Here is a 17,655-nt window from a genome sequence, read left to right on the forward strand (position 1 = left end):
AATCCGACTCCGGTTGACGGCGACGCGCGAGGGGGCCGCCGTCGTTGGTGTCGGCTTCGGTGGTGAGGGGGGCTACGCGTCCGTGGCGGTGTCGGCGTCGCGGATGCGCGCGGCAAAGACCACCGTGTCCTCGGAGCGGCCGCGAAGGGTGAGAGTCTCGGCCTCCTCCCAACGCCGCGATTCCGCGCGGCCGGCCGCCTCGAGGGTGCGGCCGGAGGCGAGCGGCCGGGCCGGGTCACGCTTGGCGAGCTCGGACAGGCGCGCGCTCTCGTTCACCGGGTCGCCGATGACGGTGTACTCGAAGCGCTCGATCGCGCCGACGTTGCCCGCAACGACCCGCCCGTAGCTGACCCCGATACCCGCCGAGAGATACGGCACGTCCGCCGTCAGACGATGGGCTATCTCGCGGGCGGACGAGAGCGCGGCGGCCGCGCTGTCGTCAAGGGAGATGGGCGCGCCGAAAATGGCGAGGACGGCATCGCCCTCGAATTTATTGACCAGGCCGCGGTGCGTTTCGACGGATCTGACGATGACGGAGAAGAACGTGTTGAGAGCCTCGACAACCTCCGAGGGGGTGCGTTCGGCGGCGAGGGATGTGGAGCCGATGACGTCGACGAACACGACCCCCACGGTGCGTTCGGCCCCGCCGAGCTCGGGATCGGAGTCGAGAGCAGCTGCGGCGACCTCGCGCCCGACGTGTCGGCCGAAGATGTCGCGCATGTGATCGCGCTCGCGCAGGCCCCCGACCATCGCGTTGAACCCGGCCTGCAGGTCGCCGAGCTCGGTGCCGTCGTAGACCGCGACATCGACGTCGACATCACCGTCCGCGACGGCCGCCATCCCGGTGCGCACACTGCGGATCGGGTCGGTGACCGAGGTCGACGACAGGATCGTGAGCAGCAGGCCGGTCGACAGCGCGATCACCGCGAGAACGATGACACCAACGAACAGGTCCATCTTCGTCGTCTCGTATCGGAACGTGCCGAAGAACATGACAAGGATGATGCCGATAAGAGGGATCCCCGATCCCACGAGCCACGACACGATCGTGCGGGTGCGGATCCCGCCGCGGCGGCGCGGCCGGTAGCCGGCGGTGATGACCTGCGCGGCGACCGGGCGGAGCGAGAACTCGATGAGGAGCTGCGAGATCGCGACGACGACGGCGCCGCTCATCGCGACCACGAAGAAGACCTTCGGAATGAGGTCCGGCTCCAAGATGCCGTACATCAGGGTGAAGGTGAGCACGGCGCCGCCCCACAACAGGGCCTGGAGCGTGACAAGTGTGCGTGGCGCTCGGCGGAAACGCCTGGCCTCTGCGGCCGTTGGCGCACGGTTGTCCGTCGCCCATTTGAGCTCTCTCGTGACCGCATACGTGCCCCAGCCGATGCCGACGACGAATGCCATGAAGACGTAGATCGGTAGCGCGATGAAATGCACCCACCACAATTGCGGCAGGAAGATCGAGGGCAGCGGGATCCCGACGGTCGCGAGCCCGATGGCGCACAGTGCGCCGATGAGGTTGGCCACCACCAGCGAGGAGGTCAGGAGCGCCTGGACGCGGATTCGGCGCGCGAGGCCACGTTCGCCGGAGGAGCCCAGCAGGATCGACCCGAAGTCACGTTTGGGCTTCCAAGTGGAGGTCATCGCTCAAGTCTCCCACCCGGGTCGGCCCCGGTGCGCCAAATTTCCTGATTACGGCGCGGCAATTGGGGATTCAGCCCGCGGTACGGCGGCGGATGAGGCTCGCGATGGCGCGCCAGCCAAAGAACAGCACGGCCAGCGCGATAGCGGCGACGATCATGAACGACCAGTGCGGGACGCGTCCGGTCTCGATGCCGCGGACGACCATCCCGCCGACGAGCGTGACAGCCCACAGGTAGCCGGCGGTCGCCATCGCGAGCGGCGCGGCGCCGGACTTCCGCACGACGCGGACGATCCACGCGACGGCGAGCGCCAGGAGGAAGGGCCACGCGGTTTCCAGCACGCCGGCGATGCCGGGTGTGCGGTTGTGGGCGCCGCGGCCGAGGACGGAGAACACGAGCACCGCGATGACGTCGACGACGAGGATCCACCACAGGCCCTGCATGGCGGCGTTGTTGTCGCGGCGGGAATTCTGGGTCGTCATCTCGGTCGTACCTCCGGACCTTCGTCGTTACCTGTGAGCCCCGTGCCGCCATGGCCCGGCGCCGGTTGTCCGCCGTCATTCTCGCCGGAGCGGCGCACGGGGGAATACGTGCGGCCCTTGAACGGCCAGCGGCTCACCTCGACTGCGGAATGGCGGACCGAGTCGACCAGCGGCGGGATGGTCGTGTCGGCTTCCGGTTCAAGGCCGGCAGCCTCCTCGCCCTCTACGGATGTCGCGGCGGAGGCGGTGGCGCGAGTGGCGCCGGTGTTGCCGAGGGCTCCTGGCGCGGGCTCGTCGATGTCCGGGTCGATGTCGGTGGCGCTGCGGTAGAAGAGGATGAAAATGACCCAGCCGGCCGCGGCGACGAGGAAGTAGCTCACCACGCGGTAGACGAACACGGTGGCAAGCGCGAGGTCCGCGGGCATGCCGCCGGCGGTCAACGTGCCGATGAGCGTGACCTCGACGGTGCCGAGGCCGCCGGGGGTGACCGGCACCATCGCGACGACCTTGCCGGTGACATAGGCGATCGCGAGGCCGCCGATGGAGTGTTGCGCGCCGACCGCCGCGGCCGCCGCCCACAGGCAGCCGATGTCGGCCACCCAGTTGAGCAGCGACCAGAAGAACGCCGAACCGAGGTGGCGGCGGCTGAGATCGACGGCGTCCGCCTGGTCGATGATGGACTTGACGCTCTCCGAACCGTGGTTGGCGGGCTTGCCGCGCTTGCCGTTGATCCAGCGGAGCACCGTCATCACGACGCTCTCGATGCGGTCGGGGTGCCGCGCGGCCCACTGCACGCCGAAGATCACCGCGAAGAGGGCGATCCCCGACAGCGTGAGCAGGAAGGGATTCGACACCGCGCCCACGAGGAAGAAACCGAGGAGCGCGAGAAGGACGATGCCGATGGTCGCGAGCACGCCGGAGATGACGAGCTGCCACGAGGCGATAACCCTCGTCGCGCCCCACTGCCGTGTCCGGCGATAGGTGAGCGTCGCAGAAAACACCTGACCACCCGGGATCGACGTGGCGATCGCGTTCGCGGCGAAGATCAGCCCGACACTGTCCCAGTACCCGACCTTCACCCCGGCGGAATTGAGAAGCGTCTTCTGCACGGAGCCGTAGCTCGACATCGACAGATAGGAAAAGCCCAGCGCGATGATGAGCCAGCCCCAGTGGATATTGCGGACCGCTCTCCAGCCCTCGGCGAGGAACGGCATCTGGTCGCGCAGCCAGTACACCAGCAAGCCGAGCACCGCGAAAGCGAGGACCGTCTTGACCCAGGGGTTCGACAGAACCAGCTGAATGCGCCGGAGCACACTCACGGGCTGGCTCGTCTCAGTCATTCCCTCACCCTAACGGTCCCTACCCCCGAAATTCCGGAGGGCAATGGGCCTTTTGCTTCCCTATTCCCGCAATTATGACGCCGGGCTTACTTTCTCTCCTCGCGGAGGCGAGCAATCAGATCCTTGGCGGAAATCGACTGATCCCGGCCCGAATGGCGGCCGTAGCCATCGGAGTCGTCCGCGGCCGGAGTCTCCCGACTCGGTGCTGTGTCCTCATCCCCGCGGGTCGACGAGTCGACGGACACCTCGGCAGCTGGGCTCGCGGCGAACGTCGCCTCCGGTGTTCCGTCCGCCGGGGGCTGCTGCGGCGCAGTGCCGGGAGCGTACGAGCGGGCGACGCTGCGTCGTTTGATCGACGGGCGCTTCGCCTCGCCCTCCGGCGCCGACTTCTTCGCGGCCGCCTTGTCCTTCGCACCGGGGTATCCCGGCACCTCCGGGGCGGTATCGATCTCTCCGCCGTCATAGGTGGGGTTGGCTGCAGCGGCAGGTGCGCCACTATGGGCCAGTGCGCGTTCGGGACGCTCCGCGGATGCGTCATCTCCGCGCTCACCGGTCGTGGCGTCGCCGTCGTCCGCCCAGTCGGCGTCGCCGTCGTGGGAGGCGCCGGCATCTCGTGCTTCGGTGCCCACGTGCGCGGTCACGCCACTACGTCCGTCAAGCTCGGGGCGGCGGCCGGGAAGGAGGTGCTCCTCGTCGTCCAGCTCGGCCTCGGACAGGCCGACGCGCTCCTGGATGCGCTTCATCCAACGCGGCGCCCACCAGCAGTCCTCACCGAGCATCTTCATCACCGCGGGCACGAGCAGCATGCGGATGACGGTCGCGTCGATGATGAGCGCGGCGATCATGCCGAAGGCGATATACTTCATCATCACGATTTCGGAGAACGCGAACGCGCCGGTGACGACAATGAGGATGAGCGCTGCAGAGGTGATGATCTGGCCGGTGCGCGCGATGCCGGAGCGAATCGCGATGTTCGTCGACACCCCGCGCGTTTTCGCCTCCACCATTCTGGACAGCAGGAACACCTCGTAGTCCGTGGACAGCCCGTAGATGATCGCGACGAGCAGGACCACGACCGGCGACGTCAACGGTCCCGCGGTGAAACCGAGCAACCCCGCTCCGTGCCCGTCGACGAAGATCCACGTGAGCACGCCGAGGGTGGCGCCGAGGCCGAGGAGGTTCATCAGCGCCGCCTTGATCGGCAGCACGAGCGAGCCGAACGCGAGGAACAGCAGGATCGTGGTCGCGACGAAGACGTAGAGGACGAACCACGGCAGACCGTCCATGAGAGCCTGGATCGAGTCGTATTCGAGCGCCGGGTTACCGCCGACGTGCACCTCGGTGCCGTCGGGGATCGGGAATTTCTGCAGGTACTCGACGGTCTCGTCCGCATCGTTTCGGTCGACGATGGAGGCCTGCAGAACGGTGACGTCCCGTCCCTGCTCGTCGGTTTCTCCCGAACGCGCGAACTGGAAGGTGCCGGTGAGCCCGGGCGCGTCGTTCGCCTGCTTACGGATCTCGGTGAGCTGGGTCGAATCGGCGCCGGTGACGACGAGCTTGACGGGGTCGGTGCGCGACTCCGGGAACGCAGCATCGTAGGTCTCCTGCGCGACACGTGTGGCGTTGTCCGGCGGCAGGTAGGTCTCGTTGATGCCGCCGAACTTGACCCCGGAGAACGGGGCAATGAGCGCGAGAAGCACGACGACGATCGGGATGGTGACGATCACGGGGCGGCGCATGGCGAAAGCCGCGATGCGCGCGAAGAAGCCGCGCTCCTGCCCCGGGGCGACGGCCTTGCGCGGCCCGGACGACTCGCGAAGGCGCGGGATGAAGCGCGCGAGCACCTTGCGAACGGAGAGCATGTCGACGCGGTGCCCGAGCATCGCGAGCACCGCCGGCAGCAGAGTCACCGACAACAGTGCTGCGAGGAGAACCGCCGCGATCGCACCGTAGGACACGGACTTGAGGAACTCCTGCGGGAACAGGAGTAAGCCCGATAGCGTTACGCCGACCATCAGCGCGGAGAACGCTACGGTGCGCCCGGCTGTCGCGACCGAACGTCTGGCCGCGTCGGGTGGTGCGTATCCTGCCGCCATTTCCTCGCGGAATCGGGACACCACGAACAAGCCATAGTCGATGGCGAGGCCGAGACCGATGAGGGTGACGACGTTGTTGGCGAACGAGTTGACCGGGTGGATGATGCCGAGAAGCTGCAGCAATCCGAGCGCGCCGAGGATGGTGAGCACGCCGACCAGCACAGGAAGTGCAGCGGCGACGATGCCGCCGAACACGACGACGAGCAGCACGAAGACCAGGGGTAGCGCGATAAGTTCGGCGCGCTTGAGGTCGTTGGTCATCCCCTCGTCGATCGCGCCGGCCACGGCCTGTAGGCCGCCGACCTGCGTCTCGACTCCGTCGACGCCGAGGTCGTCCTCGATCGCCTTGTAATGCGGCAGCACCTCTTCGCCCGTACCGGCCAGCTGCACGGAAGCGACGATGAAACCTTCGTCGCGATTCACCAGCTGCGGCGACTGGTTCTGCGTGTAGCTGGTAACGCCGATGACGTCGTCGGGATGGGATTGCTGCAGCTGCTCGAGGGAACCCGAGACGTCGCTGAGGAAGCCCTGGTCGTCGACGTTTCCACCTGGTGCGTGGTAGAGAACGACGACGTCGCCCATGGCGTCACGGCCGTAGGCGTCCTGCTCGATCTGCTCTGCGGTCGCGTAGCCGGACTTGGGATCCTCGAATCCGCCTTGAGTGAATTCCTTGCCGAACAGGTGGCCGGCGCCGGCGATGAGGATCATCGCCGCGACCATCACCACCAGTACGACTCCGCGCTTCGCCGCGACCGTTCGTCCCCATGCGTTAAACAAAACGTGGCCTTCTTACGGGTTGATTCTTCTTGCGTGTGCGCTTGGTTCAGCGCGCGGACAACAACGTGGACAGCGGGCGGAACGGCTGCAGCCAGGCGCCCTCGGCCGGGAGGTTTTCCAGGCTCACGCGTGGCAGCGGCTCGCGGAACACGCCGTCGACGTCCTCGAGGTCGACGAAGGTGAGTACCTCCGACTGCGTCGCCCACGTCGCGTGCTCGCGGAACCCGATGACCGTGACGGGAATGTCCTCGGCGAGCTCCTCGAGGGGTTCGCGGAACGCCTGCCCGTCGGCAGACGCGACGACGAGCCCTGCGAGCCGGCCTTGGTCGGCGATCCGGTCGATGTGGTCGAGCATGTCCTCGTCGACATCGGAGTCCTCGGTGTTCTTCGGCTTCGCGAACACGGCGTAGCCGACGTTGCGCAGCGCCTCGACCCACGGCCGCACGACGTCGGACTGACCGGGCACGATGTTCGTGAACACGGTCGCCTCGGTCGTCAGCTGCTGCCGGGTGCGGCGCGAGACGTCCGCGGTGAACCCGAGCAGCCACCGGCCGAGCGCATCAAACCGCGGGCGGTACGCCGAGGTGGGCCGGCCGCCGAGGATCGCGCCGAGCCCCATGTCGAGGTTCGGGGCATCCCAGACCAGCAGCACCACGCCCTGGTCCGATTCGGATTCATGTGTGACGTCGGAGGCGGCACCTGCCGCGACGTCCGCGCCGGCGGCCCCGACGGACGGGGCAGCCGGTTCGGTGGGCGGGGTATCGGTGCCCTCGGGCACGAGATTTTCAGGGTTATTCATAAGGAATGCCGGTTTCTTTGTAATTGGCGCAATATGGGTGTCAATAGCCCCCATGCGGGAGCAAATATCATCGAATTGGTGCATCCGCCGGGCGGCGGAGTACGTACCGACTACCCAATCTATCGGCCACTACCGCCCCGAATGAAACATACGGACTCGCAACGGCGCTACGAATCCGCCGTTCGCGGCCGCGCCACATCGCGCGATTACGGCGACCTACCTGCTCGTTAGCGCCCCGGATCCGCGGACTCGGCGTCGATCCGCCGACGCCAGAAAAATTCCCGGATCACGCGGTCCTCGTCGAGCCCCTTACCCTCGAACTTCGTCACAGGCCGCTCGGTGGTGAACGGAATCGCGTCGGGAATCTCCGATTCTGCGATCCGCGACAGGCTCGGCGCGCTGTTGCCGACCTCGTCGATCCATTCGCCGTAGTCGACGTGATCGGTTGCGACATGAAGAACGCCGCCGGGCGCGAGCCTCGAAGCGATCAGCTCGAAGGTGCCGAGCTGCAGCAGGCGCCGCTTGTGGTGACGCGCCTTCGGCCACGGGTCCGGGAAGAACACGCGCACCCCGGCGAGCGAGGCGGGGGCGATCATATTGGTGAGCACGTCGACTCCGTCGCCTCGGATCATCCGCACATTCTCAAGCTCCCCGCGCACAACGAGGCCGAGAAGCTGGGCGAGACCTGGCTGGTACACCTCGACGGCGATGACGTCCTTGTCGGGTTCGACCTCGGCCATCGCCGCGGTCGAGGTTCCCGTGCCGGAACCGATCTCGACGATCAGCGGGGCGTCGCGACCGAACCACTCCTGCCTGTCGACCAGCTCGTCTGTGACATTGCGGCCGTACGTCGACCAGTACTTTTCCCAGTTCTTCTGCTGTCCCGGGCGCATCGATCCGCGACGGAACCGGTACGCGGTGACGCGCGGAAAGAGCCTGCGGTCGTCGTCCGGTGTCGCCGCCGCGGAATCGTTGTCGCTCCCGGCCGCGCTCTGGTCGTCGCCCTCGCCGGTGGTTTTCGCCTGCTCATCTGCCGTGTCACTCACCGTGGCATTGTGTCCACAAGTGCGCGCTGTCGCCAAAATCGCTCCCGTTACGACGCACGCCGCGGAATGTAGCGCCCCCACGACACCGCACCGATGCGGTTCGATGTTCCCATGACCGAAACCGGCCGCCTCGCCGACGCGGCGTCCGCCGTCATCCGGCGGCACGCCGCGGCCCTCGGTGCACCCTCTGGCGGCGGCGTCTCGGCCGACACGCGGTATGGGCGGCTGCTCGCCGAGATCGCGTCCGAGATGGAGGCGCCGCCGCACGTACGCATCATCGGCGGTTCGGGCGCCGGTCGTGCTCGCCTCGCCTCGGCGCTGGAGGCCGTATTGGACGTGCGCTGCGAGGTGGTCGACGCGAACGCGCCGCTACCGGGCTCAGCGCCGGACATCGAGGTCTTCGCATGGTGCACGGCCCCGTGCCGGCACGAACTGCAGTGGCTGCGCCGTCCGCGCCGTCACCCCGCGGTCGTGGTCGCCACTCGAGCGGATACGTGGGCGGGTGAGGGGCGTCCTGCGTGGGCCGAGGGCCTCGTCGCCGTCGGCGAGTGCGTCCCCGGCAAGCCGGGATTCGACCGGGTGTGCAGACTCGTCGAGCAGGCCGCTGCGGAGGTCCCCACGCTGCGCCTGGCTGTAGCGACGCTACGCCTGGAACGCGACTGCGACAGCCTCGACGTGCGCGATGTGGCCGAGGCGCTCTGCGCGGAGTTGTCCGCCCTCGCCCACACCTCCCCTTCCCCGGAACAGGTGGCCTTATGAGCGCACCGGCCGGCGAACGACCCGCCCATATCGAGGCGGGCCTCGGCGCAGCACACGTCCCCGCGCAGGGGGATGACGTCGCCGCTCCGCTCCCCCACGCGGGCCTCGCCGTCGCGGTCGTCGGCGCGCGGGACTGCGGGGCGGGCGAGCTCGCCGCCGAGCTGCGCGCCCACACCGCGGCCAACATCACCGAAACCCTCGGCGCGGCCGGCCCCGAGGCGCCGGCATCGACTTCGTCGACCGAGGCGATCGATGTCGTGCTCGTCGCCGTCGACCTCATCTGCCCGATCCGTCCGGACGACATGGAGGCGATCGTCGCGCTCGCCGGGCGGTTCCCGGTGGCGGTGGTGTTGGTTCGCGCCGAGCGCTACACGGACATCGCGGGCACCGTGGACACCATCGCCGGTCAGCTGCGCGAGCACGATGTCGCGGACCCGCTACTTTGGGCGCGCCTCCTCGACTCGCATGCCTGCGCTACTGCGGCCGGGCTGGATGCGCCGGAAGGAGCGGACGCGCTGCTTCGCGCCGCGCGGGATCGCGCTCGGCGCGGCGGGCGCGGTACGCCCGGCGTCATACACGGTGGTTTTCCCGCGCCGCAGGACGGCGCGCGGCAGGCGCGTGAAGCGCAGGCCACGCTCGACTGGCTGCAACGCGCCAGAACCGAGTCGGTGACGGCGCGCTCGGCCGTGCTCCGGCAGCAATCCCATGGGGCACGGATCGGGCTGCAGGCGCTGGTGTCCCGGCAATTGCGCGAGCTCGCCGCGGACGCGAAGAATACGCTCGCCTCGGCCGGGCGGGGCGAGCTGGAGCGCTCGATCGAGGCGATCGACAACGCATCGGCGGAAACGTCCCGGCAGCTGAGCGAGCGCGCCCGGGCCGAGTCGTCGCGCCTGCGGCGGCGGCATCTCGGCTCCGACGTGGATGCGCCCGCAGAGACGCCCGCGCAGCTTCGGCTGCATTTCAGCAGGCCTCCCGTGCATCGCGGGGAGGAGGCGATCATGCTGCTCATGGGCGCGGCCGGCGGCGCCGGTCTCGGGCGTCTCGTCGCCGTGCCGTTCGGCGGATCGTGGGCGGCGATGGCAATCATCATCCCGCTCGCCCTGGCCGCGGGCGCGGCGCTCGGGTCTCTCGGAGTGCGGGCCCGGCGCGCGGCCGCGTTGCGCAACCACCTCATAAGCGCGACGGTCGAGCACTTCGCCGCGCTTCGTTCCGAGATCGATCTCGTGGTCTCCGAGCAGCTTCTGCACGCGGAGGCGGCGATTACCGATGCCTTCGCCTACGACAGCGGTCACAGGGTCAGGGAGATCGAGAAACGCATCTCCGCATTCCGGCACTCCATCCGCGGCGGATCACAAGAAACGGCAGGACCACGGTCATGAGCGACTTTTTCGACGCATACCCGTTCGGTGAAGAACCCCTCGGCAATGGCGTCAACTACCCGCTGACCACGCCCGCGGGCGACCCGCTCCTCTGCGGGCTCGACAAACTGTCCCTGGCTTCGGCCGATTCGCTCAGCTTCCGTATCCCGCTGTCCGGGGAGGTCCTCGACATCGGCGACCCGGAAGCGGACATGGACGGCGACGGGTTCATGGAGGCGGTCACGCTGCAGGACGAACGCGGATTGACCGTATATAGCGACGAGGACGGCGACCGCGCCATCGATAAGGTCTCGACCGTCCGCTTCGACGGGACCTACGACTCGTGGGAACTCACCAACCCGAAGGAGCGCACCAAGTTCGGCGGCTTCCTCAACGGGGATCCGGCGCTCAACGAGGACGTCCCGCGCTGGACGTGCACCGGCTGGGGGCGCATCTAGCGCGCCTAGGGCGGTTGGCAGCGGCGGCAATTTAGTGGTCTCCGTTCACCACCCGGTCCGCAGCAGTCACAATTGAACGCATGCCCTACCGGACAGATCGCAGCAAGGCGCCGCACAGCCGCCGATGGTGGTCCTCGGCGCGCCTGCGCATCGTCCTCGGTATCTCGCTGACCACGCTCATCGTCTTCGCCGTCGTCGCGCTCATCGTGTTCCAGCTGCTGCGCCTGACAGAGCAGCGCGAAACCAACCAGCTCATCGAGCGCAAGGTCGAGGATTTCATCAGCTACGTCGAAAGCGGCGCCGGCGAGCTGGCGTCGAGCGGTTCGGCATCGACGACCGCGATCATGCGGGCCTTCCTGTCTCAGCAGTATCCGCAGGACGACCAGATCATGATCGCGACGTCGCAGGATTCGGGCACCCAGATGACGATGGCGAAGAACGCCGCGGAAAACGATCCCTATTTCGGCGTCGAAGAACGCGCCTCCCTGCTGAATCTGGCTATCAACAGCCCCGACTCGTCCGGCGTCACCGCCTCGGAGATCCGTTGGGCGAAAGTCACGGTCACCGGCAAGGACGAGGACGCCAATCTACTCGTCGCGGTGAGCCCACATTCGGCCGAGAACGATATCCAGCGAGTGATGGAGCTGGTGCTCTACGCGCTCGCCATCGGCCTCGTCGTCACCGCACTGCTGTCATGGGTGCTGGCCGGTTGGGTGATCAGCCCGGTGCGCCGGGTGCGCCATGCCGCACAACGCATTTCCGCCGAGGACCTTTCGCGGCGCGTGCCCGTCTCGGGCGCGGACGAGTTCGTGGAGCTCGCGCTCACCGTCAACGCGATGCTCGACCGAGTGGAGATCGCGTATTACACCCAGCGCGAGTTCCTCAACGACGCCGGCCACGAGCTGCGCACCCCGTTGACGGTGGTTCAGGGCTACCTCGACATCCTCCCGGAGGAGCCCGAAGAACGAAAAGAAACCCTCTTGCTCGTGCAGGACGAGCTGTCCCGTATGACCCGCATCGTCGAGGATCTACTCCTTCTCGCGCGCTCCCGTCGCCCCGATTTCCTACACCGCTCGGCCACCGAGCTCGAAGAGCTCATCCTCGAGGTCGAGATGAAGGCAGAGGTCGTCGCGGACCGCGTGTGGGATGTGCGCCCCGAGGCGCAGTGCACCGCGTGGCTCGACCGCCAGCGCATCACCCAGGCACTACTGCAGTTCGCCTCCAACGCGGTCCGCTACACCGAACCGGACAGCCGCATCGAAATCGGTTGCCGCACCTACGCCGAGGACCAACCCCTACCGCTCGGACTCACCGCCCCTGACGACGGACCGCAGATCCACTTCTGGGTCCGCGATCACGGCAACGGAATACCGGAGGGCCAGGAGGAGCTGATCTTCCAGCGTTTCGCCACGGCCCGCGGCCAGCTCCGCGATCGACGTGCCGGCACAGGCCTCGGACTGGCGATCGTGTCGACCATCGCCGCAGCGCACGGCGGAACGGCCGGCGCCGCGAATGCCCCGGACGGCGGAGCCTATTTCGCCCTCACGATTCCACTCATTCGCCCGCCAGTTGGGAAATGAGACAACGTGAACGTCCCGATATCCGTAGTATCTGGTCTTATAGTTGAAACAATGGCACTCAAGCGTGTCGCCTACGGCGTCGTCTATGCTCGTGCGAGGTTTTAGATAGCGCAGCATGGACGCCCAGCGCCCAGGCGGCGGACCCGATCAAGTCGATTTTGGAGGACACTAGGTGAAAAGCATCCTGGTGGTCGAGGACGATGAGCTGATCCGCTCAATGCTCGTCAAGGCACTTTCGGAAGCCGAGTACACACCTTTGGAGGCGGCGGATGGTGAAAGTGCCCGCGCCATCTTGTCGTCGATCTCCGATATCGATTTGGTGATTCTCGATATCGGCCTCCCGGACATCGACGGTTTCGAGCTGCTGCGGCTGGAGCGCGAGCGCGGTCTTGCGTCGCCGGTCATCATCGTCACCGCCCGCGACAGCATCGATGACACGGTCGAGGGCCTCGATTCGGGCGCAAACGACTACATGTCGAAGCCGTTTCGCGTTCCGGAGCTGCTCGCTCGGATCCGGCTGCGGCTCAAGGAGCACGACGATTCCGCGGGCGACGATTCGACGTCGATCATCGAGCACGGTGGGCTGCGACTCGATATCCGCACCCGCCGAGTCGAGGTCGACGGGCAGATCGTCGAGCTGACCAACCGCGAGTTCGCGCTGCTCGAGCTGCTCATGCGCCGCAAAGGCGAGACGATCAGCCGGATTCAGCTGCTCGAGAGCGTGTGGGGAATGGAGTTCGATCCGGGCTCGAACATCGTCAACGTCTACATTCGTTCCCTGCGCCGTAAGATCGGCGAGCAGAAGGTGCAGACGATCCGCGGTGTCGGCTACCGCGTCGGTTAGTCTTTCGCTTTCGCGGTTTTCTCCAGCACGAGCACGAGATTCGACACGGCGGCTTCCCGCATGCCTGGTATGCGCGTGCACCACCACGCCCACCACGGGTGGTAGCGCGGAAATCCGGCGAGGAATCGAGCACGGCCCTCGACGTCCGCCGATCTCGCCCAACGCAACCCCTCGGCACATCCGACCTTGAACAACGAGGTCCCGAAGTAATTCTTCGGGCGGTGCCCGTGCTTGCGCTCGTACATCCGCGCCGCCCGCGCCCCGCCAAGATAGTGCGTGAGACCCATTTCGTGCCCACCGAACGGCCCGTACCAGAGGGTGTACGACAGGACCACAAGCCCGCCGGGCTTGGTGACGCGCAGCATTTCCTCGGCGAGTGTCCACGGCTGCGGGACGTGCTCGGCCACGTTCGACGAGAAGCAGATGTCGATGCTGCCGGTGGCGAAGGGCAGTTCCATTCCCGATCCGCGCACGACGTCCCGGTGCTCGATCCCGGCCGCGGACAATTCCCGCGTGTCCGGTTCGACCGCGACGTACCACGCTCCGACCTCGGCGAATTCGTCGCGGAAGTAGCCGGGCCCGCCACCGACGTCAAGGACCGTCGACCCGGCAAGGCGTGCGGACTCGCCGCGAGCGCCGCGGTGGAGGTCGTCGAGTAGCTCTCGGGTGTCCCGCGCGAGCCCGCGATAGAACACCTCGGGATCCGACTGCTCCAGCGGGAACGACTTCAACAATCCCAGGGACCGGGACAACGTCGCGCGGCGGGCGACGAAGCGGAGCGCTGCCGGACGCGCGCCGGGCACGAATTGCTCCACCTTCGCCCGACCTCGCCGGATCGACTGAAGAATACTCACCGGCGTACTGCGCCCGCCCCGCGCGAACGCTGAGCACGCCGCTCGGCCGCCTCGCTCGTCCTCACTACGGTCGATTCTTTGCTCGGGGCGGGCTCGTCGTCGCCTTCGTCGCCATCGCTCTCGTCACCACCCGCGGAGGTGGGCGTCGCCTCTGCCTGCTCGCGCGGGGCGGGGGACGCGTCAGTCGTGACGTCGGACGTGCGGGTGTCGCCGGCGGTCGGAACCGCGCTGTCCGACGTCGAGGTCTGCTCGGTCGCACCGGATGCCGCTTCAGCAGTCGTGATCTGCGTGGTCCCGGACTCAGTCGTCGTCCCGGTGGTCGAAGTTCTAGCCGAATCGTCGGCGTCGGTGTCTTCCCCGTTCACGACGACGCAGATCACCCAGTCGGTGCCGAAGCTGCATCGGCGGCTGTTCGATTCGCGCCCGGTCGTCTCCTCCTGCGTGCTGGGTACTGACTCGACCGTGGTGGTCGCAGGCGTCGTCGCCGAGGTCGTCGTCACGGAAGGCGTCTCCGACCCGGACGCTTCCGATGTCTCGCTCGCCGAGGTGGCTGTTGTGTTCGTCCCGGGCGCCGCGGTCAGCGTCGCGCGGGTGGTGTGCACGTCGCCGTCAGGCGTCGACACCGAGGGTACCGCCGTGATCGTCCTCGCGCTGGTCGCTTCCGTTCGAGTGGATTTGTCCTCCTCGGTGTTGCGGGGAGTGATCAGATCCTCCCGGGGGCCCTGCTCCGGGACCTCAGCCGACGTGATCGGCGGCGTGACGTCGTCGCGCTCGGGCTCCGGTTCGACGGGCACCGGGGCGGGCGGTTGGGGGGGAGGATCGATCGGCGAATTCGGTGCCTCGGCGCGCGTCGTCCGATGCTTCTCATCGCCGACGCTCGGGCTCGATTCGATTGACGAGGTCTCCGATTTGCTTGCCGACGTCGACGACTCCGAGCTGGCACTCGAACTCTCAGTTTCGGAACTCGCCGTCGTCTCGGAGGACGATGAGATCTCGCTCGGATCGCCTTCGCCCGTGGCGTCGGCACTCTCGCTCGTCGTCGCGGCCGGGGGAACCGGGTCCTGCGTCCCTTCGGAGTTGAGCGCGAAGCCGCCGACAACCGCGGTGGCGACTACGCCGACGGTCGCGGCCACCGCGACCACGGTTCCCAAGCCGACTCCCCCTGCGATACCCGCGGCCCCGGCCGCACCTGCGGCCCCCGCCACTGCGGCGGCGCCACCAGCCCCGGCTCCGGCACCGGCGGCTCCCATCGTGCCGGCGCCGGCTGCCGCGGCGGTTCCTCCGGAACCGGAGGCCAGGGAGGCCACGCCGCCGGCGAGGGCTGCGGCACCTGCGGAACCGGCGATAACGGTGAACCCGTCAGCCGAAGGCAGGCCGGCGCGCGCCGAACCCAGCAGTGATGACAGGGGTGACCCTGCCAACTCACCGCCTTCGAGCAATCGCTCGAGTTCGTCGCCCCCACCGGGCAAGCTCTCGCCGTTCACACTTCTCCAGTCCCTAAAGAAGAAATTTCGTTACGCCAACTTAGATAACGATCACATATCAATAACCGTTACGGCCTTTATTTTTTCCAACTCTTCCGTCATCATGTCCAAGTTTGAAAAGCATTCGCGATCTGATGCGGATTATCCATCGGGAGGGTCCCCTCTCTTGCTTGGACGTCCCCTGGCCGTGGTTCGCACCGCTGACCGAGTCTTCCTGGTTCCGCCTCGATCCGCGGGATATTCCGCCGATCCGGACGCCGAGGGCCCGCGACCCACGTCACGTTCCGCGACGAGCTGTTTTTCAAGGTTCTTCAAACCACGGTGGGACGACGTACGGACCGCGCCCGAGTTCTTCCCCAACACCTCGCCGGCACTTACCGCGTCCAAACCCACGATCGTGCGAAGGAATACTGCTTCCGCCTGCTCTTTGGGCAGAGCGGCGATGCGTGCCATGGCGCGCGCCGTGGACATAGAGTCCTCGACGCTTTGGTGCGTATCGGACTCCCCGGCGAGGATTTCGGCGAAATCGTCGATACCGACGGAAGCCTGTGGCCGGGATTTCTGGCGCCGGAAGTGAGTGAGCGCGCGGTGGCGGCCGATGCCGATGACCCACGCGCCGATGGTGTCCGCGCCGCCGACGTAGCGCGGCAAGCTCCGCATGACCTCGACCCAGGTGTCCGAGGCGACATCGTCGGCATCGCGCCCGACCATGAGTCCGAGGTAGCGCACGAGGCGAGGATTGAGCACCGCGAACAGCACCCCGATGGCCTTGGAATCGCCGTTGACGGCGGCCGCGACGACCTCCTCGGAGAGCCCCGCTATCGCTCGGGGTTTTTCCTCATCCTCTCCCAGTTCCTGACGACGTGCGGACGAGCCTGCCGCAGGGGCGCCCGATCCGCTGCGGAATCCGGATTCGGAGGGGTCGGGTTCGGAGGAGCCGGGAATCGGCGTCGACGACGGTGCCACTCCCCTCCTCCTCACTTCCTCGCGGCGCCGCTCTCTGCGCCGGTACGCGCGCGAGACGCTGCCATGGCCAGGCTGCCCCACGCCCTACCTCTTGGAACGTGCCCCGATCGGCCCTGGGCACGCAGAAATTCCACTTTCGACTGTATTTACTTCGCCCCTGACCTCCCGGCGCGCGAATGCGCGTGAACCCGCCCCTCAGGTTGGCACCGCGACGACGAGGGATTGCCGCAATCCTTCTCGGGCGCGCGGGCGCCACGATGCTTCCGGCCAACGGCTGTAAACACGTCGATAATTCCCGGGGAATATTACTTGCCTGCACTGACAAAAATCGAACTCCGCCTGTTCGAGCGTCTATCGCGCGGGCGTGGACATGGCCGCCACCCCCGCCGCAGGGGCCGTCGATACCCCGGGTTTCGAATCGCCACCGGTCGGCGCCGCCGGTAAACTTGCCGCCCATGGCTCGATATCTCCTCCTGTGCTGGCGTGACAGCAGCCACCCCCAAGGCGGCGGCAGCGAACGCTATCTCGAGCACATCGGCAGGTATCTGGCGGCCTCCGGGCACGAGGTCGTTTTCCGCACGGCGAAGTACCGCGGGGCCAAGCGCGTCGAGGTCTCCGAGGGGATCACCTTCCGCCGAGGCGGGCGGCGCCTTACGGTGTACCCACGCGCGTGCCTTTTTCTCCTGCGCGAACGCGCTGCGGCGCGCATGGGCCGGCGCGAGGCGTTCTCCGCCGTCATCGATACGCAGAACGGTGTGCCGTTCTTTGCCGCGGCGGCCTCGGGCGCGCCGACGATCGTGCTCACCCACCATTGCCACCGCGAGCAGTGGCCGGTCGCGGGGCCGATCCTCGCGCGATTCGGCTGGTGGATCGAGTCGCGCCTGTCCCCACTCGTGCACCGCCGCCGCCAGTGGCTCACCGTCTCGCAGCCCTCGGCGGCCGAGCTCGCCACGCTCGGCGTGCCCGCCGCCCACATCGCGGTGATCCGCAACGGAGTCGACCCCGTGCCCGCCGGGATCTCCGCGGGCACGCCGGCCGAGCGCGCGCCGGGGCCACGCCTGGTCGTGTTGTCGCGCCTCGTGCCGCACAAGCACGTCGAGGACGCACTCTCGCTGCTCGCAGAACTGCTGCCCGATTCGCCGGATCTGCGGCTCGACGTCATCGGCGGG

General features: G+C 67.5%; 15 protein-coding genes. 6 read left to right on the plus strand and 9 right to left on the minus strand.

Annotation, left to right across the window (positions count from 1 at the left end; translation table 11 throughout):
• Window positions 1-72: 72 nt before the first annotated feature.
• From K8V11_RS09445 to trmB, 6 genes are all read right to left on the minus strand, one after another.
• Window positions 73-1,644 carry an adenylate/guanylate cyclase domain-containing protein gene (locus K8V11_RS09445; RefSeq protein WP_303913194.1) on the minus strand — a complete coding sequence of 524 codons (1,572 nt, stop codon included), beginning with the start codon at window positions 1,642-1,644 and terminating at the stop codon, window positions 73-75.
• Window positions 1,645-1,714: 70 nt separating this feature from the next.
• The gene (locus K8V11_RS09450; RefSeq protein ID WP_303913197.1) at window positions 1,715-2,125 is read right to left on the minus strand and encodes a DUF3054 domain-containing protein; all 411 of its coding nucleotides are present in this window, start codon (window positions 2,123-2,125) and stop codon (window positions 1,715-1,717) included.
• Window positions 2,122-3,465 carry a YbhN family protein gene (locus tag K8V11_RS09455; RefSeq protein ID WP_303913200.1) on the minus strand — a complete coding sequence of 448 codons (1,344 nt, stop codon included), beginning with the start codon at window positions 3,463-3,465 and terminating at the stop codon, window positions 2,122-2,124. Before K8V11_RS09455 ends, K8V11_RS09450 begins: the two co-directional genes overlap by 4 nt.
• An 86-nt stretch (window positions 3,466-3,551) precedes the next feature.
• Complete coding sequence (locus K8V11_RS09460) at window positions 3,552-6,338, minus strand: MMPL family transporter (protein WP_303913204.1); 2,787 nt, start codon at window positions 6,336-6,338, stop codon at window positions 3,552-3,554.
• Between the two features lie 46 nt (window positions 6,339-6,384).
• Entirely contained in the window at window positions 6,385-7,137 is a 753-nt protein-coding gene (locus K8V11_RS09465; RefSeq protein WP_303913207.1) for an NYN domain-containing protein, read from the minus strand.
• A gap of 227 nt (window positions 7,138-7,364) precedes the next feature.
• Complete coding sequence (trmB, locus tag K8V11_RS09470; RefSeq protein ID WP_303913210.1) at window positions 7,365-8,183, minus strand: tRNA (guanosine(46)-N7)-methyltransferase TrmB; 819 nt, start codon at window positions 8,181-8,183, stop codon at window positions 7,365-7,367.
• A gap of 111 nt (window positions 8,184-8,294) precedes the next feature.
• On the opposite strand from trmB, the gene K8V11_RS09475 reads away from it, so the two are divergent.
• The 5 genes from K8V11_RS09475 (at window position 8,295) to K8V11_RS09495 (ending at window position 13,182) form a co-directional block, all read left to right on the plus strand.
• Window positions 8,295-8,942 (plus strand): hypothetical protein, encoded by a 648-nt coding sequence (locus K8V11_RS09475; protein WP_303913213.1) that lies wholly within the window; start codon window positions 8,295-8,297, stop codon window positions 8,940-8,942.
• Complete coding sequence (locus K8V11_RS09480) at window positions 8,939-10,321, plus strand: hypothetical protein (RefSeq protein WP_303913216.1); 1,383 nt, start codon at window positions 8,939-8,941, stop codon at window positions 10,319-10,321. Before K8V11_RS09475 ends, K8V11_RS09480 begins: the two co-directional genes overlap by 4 nt.
• Complete coding sequence (locus K8V11_RS09485) at window positions 10,318-10,758, plus strand: DUF6802 family protein (protein WP_303913219.1); 441 nt, start codon at window positions 10,318-10,320, stop codon at window positions 10,756-10,758. Before K8V11_RS09480 ends, K8V11_RS09485 begins: the two co-directional genes overlap by 4 nt.
• An 80-nt stretch (window positions 10,759-10,838) precedes the next feature.
• A complete protein-coding gene (locus K8V11_RS09490) occupies window positions 10,839-12,338 on the plus strand; it encodes a sensor histidine kinase (protein ID WP_303913221.1) in 1,500 nt (499 codons plus the stop codon).
• A 172-nt stretch (window positions 12,339-12,510) separates the two neighbouring features.
• Window positions 12,511-13,182, plus strand: a complete 672-nt coding sequence (locus tag K8V11_RS09495) for a response regulator transcription factor (RefSeq protein ID WP_303913224.1) — start codon at window positions 12,511-12,513, stop codon at window positions 13,180-13,182.
• On the opposite strand, the gene K8V11_RS09500 is transcribed toward K8V11_RS09495, so the two are convergent.
• The 3 genes from K8V11_RS09500 to K8V11_RS09510 all read right to left on the minus strand — a co-directional run bounded on the left by K8V11_RS09500 (window position 13,179) and on the right by K8V11_RS09510 (window position 16,486).
• Window positions 13,179-13,985 carry a bifunctional 2-polyprenyl-6-hydroxyphenol methylase/3-demethylubiquinol 3-O-methyltransferase UbiG gene (locus tag K8V11_RS09500; RefSeq protein ID WP_303913227.1) on the minus strand — a complete coding sequence of 269 codons (807 nt, stop codon included), beginning with the start codon at window positions 13,983-13,985 and terminating at the stop codon, window positions 13,179-13,181. The two genes, K8V11_RS09495 and K8V11_RS09500, sit on opposite strands and share 4 nt — an antisense overlap.
• Window positions 13,986-14,032: 47 nt before the next feature.
• Window positions 14,033-15,457 (minus strand): hypothetical protein, encoded by a 1,425-nt coding sequence (locus K8V11_RS09505; RefSeq protein ID WP_303913230.1) that lies wholly within the window; start codon window positions 15,455-15,457, stop codon window positions 14,033-14,035.
• Between the two features lie 204 nt (window positions 15,458-15,661).
• Window positions 15,662-16,486, minus strand: coding sequence for an RNA polymerase sigma factor (locus K8V11_RS09510; protein ID WP_303913233.1), 825 nt, complete (start codon window positions 16,484-16,486; stop codon window positions 15,662-15,664).
• Between the two features lie 455 nt (window positions 16,487-16,941).
• Between K8V11_RS09510 and K8V11_RS09515 the strand changes: the two genes are divergently transcribed.
• On the plus strand, window positions 16,942-17,655 hold a 714-nt coding region (locus tag K8V11_RS09515; RefSeq protein WP_303913236.1), incomplete at its 3' end, for a glycosyltransferase family 4 protein.

It is taken from the genome of Dietzia timorensis (genome assembly GCF_020742175.1).
In the GTDB taxonomy this organism is placed as follows: Bacteria; Actinomycetota; Actinomycetes; order Mycobacteriales; family Mycobacteriaceae; genus Dietzia; species Dietzia timorensis_A.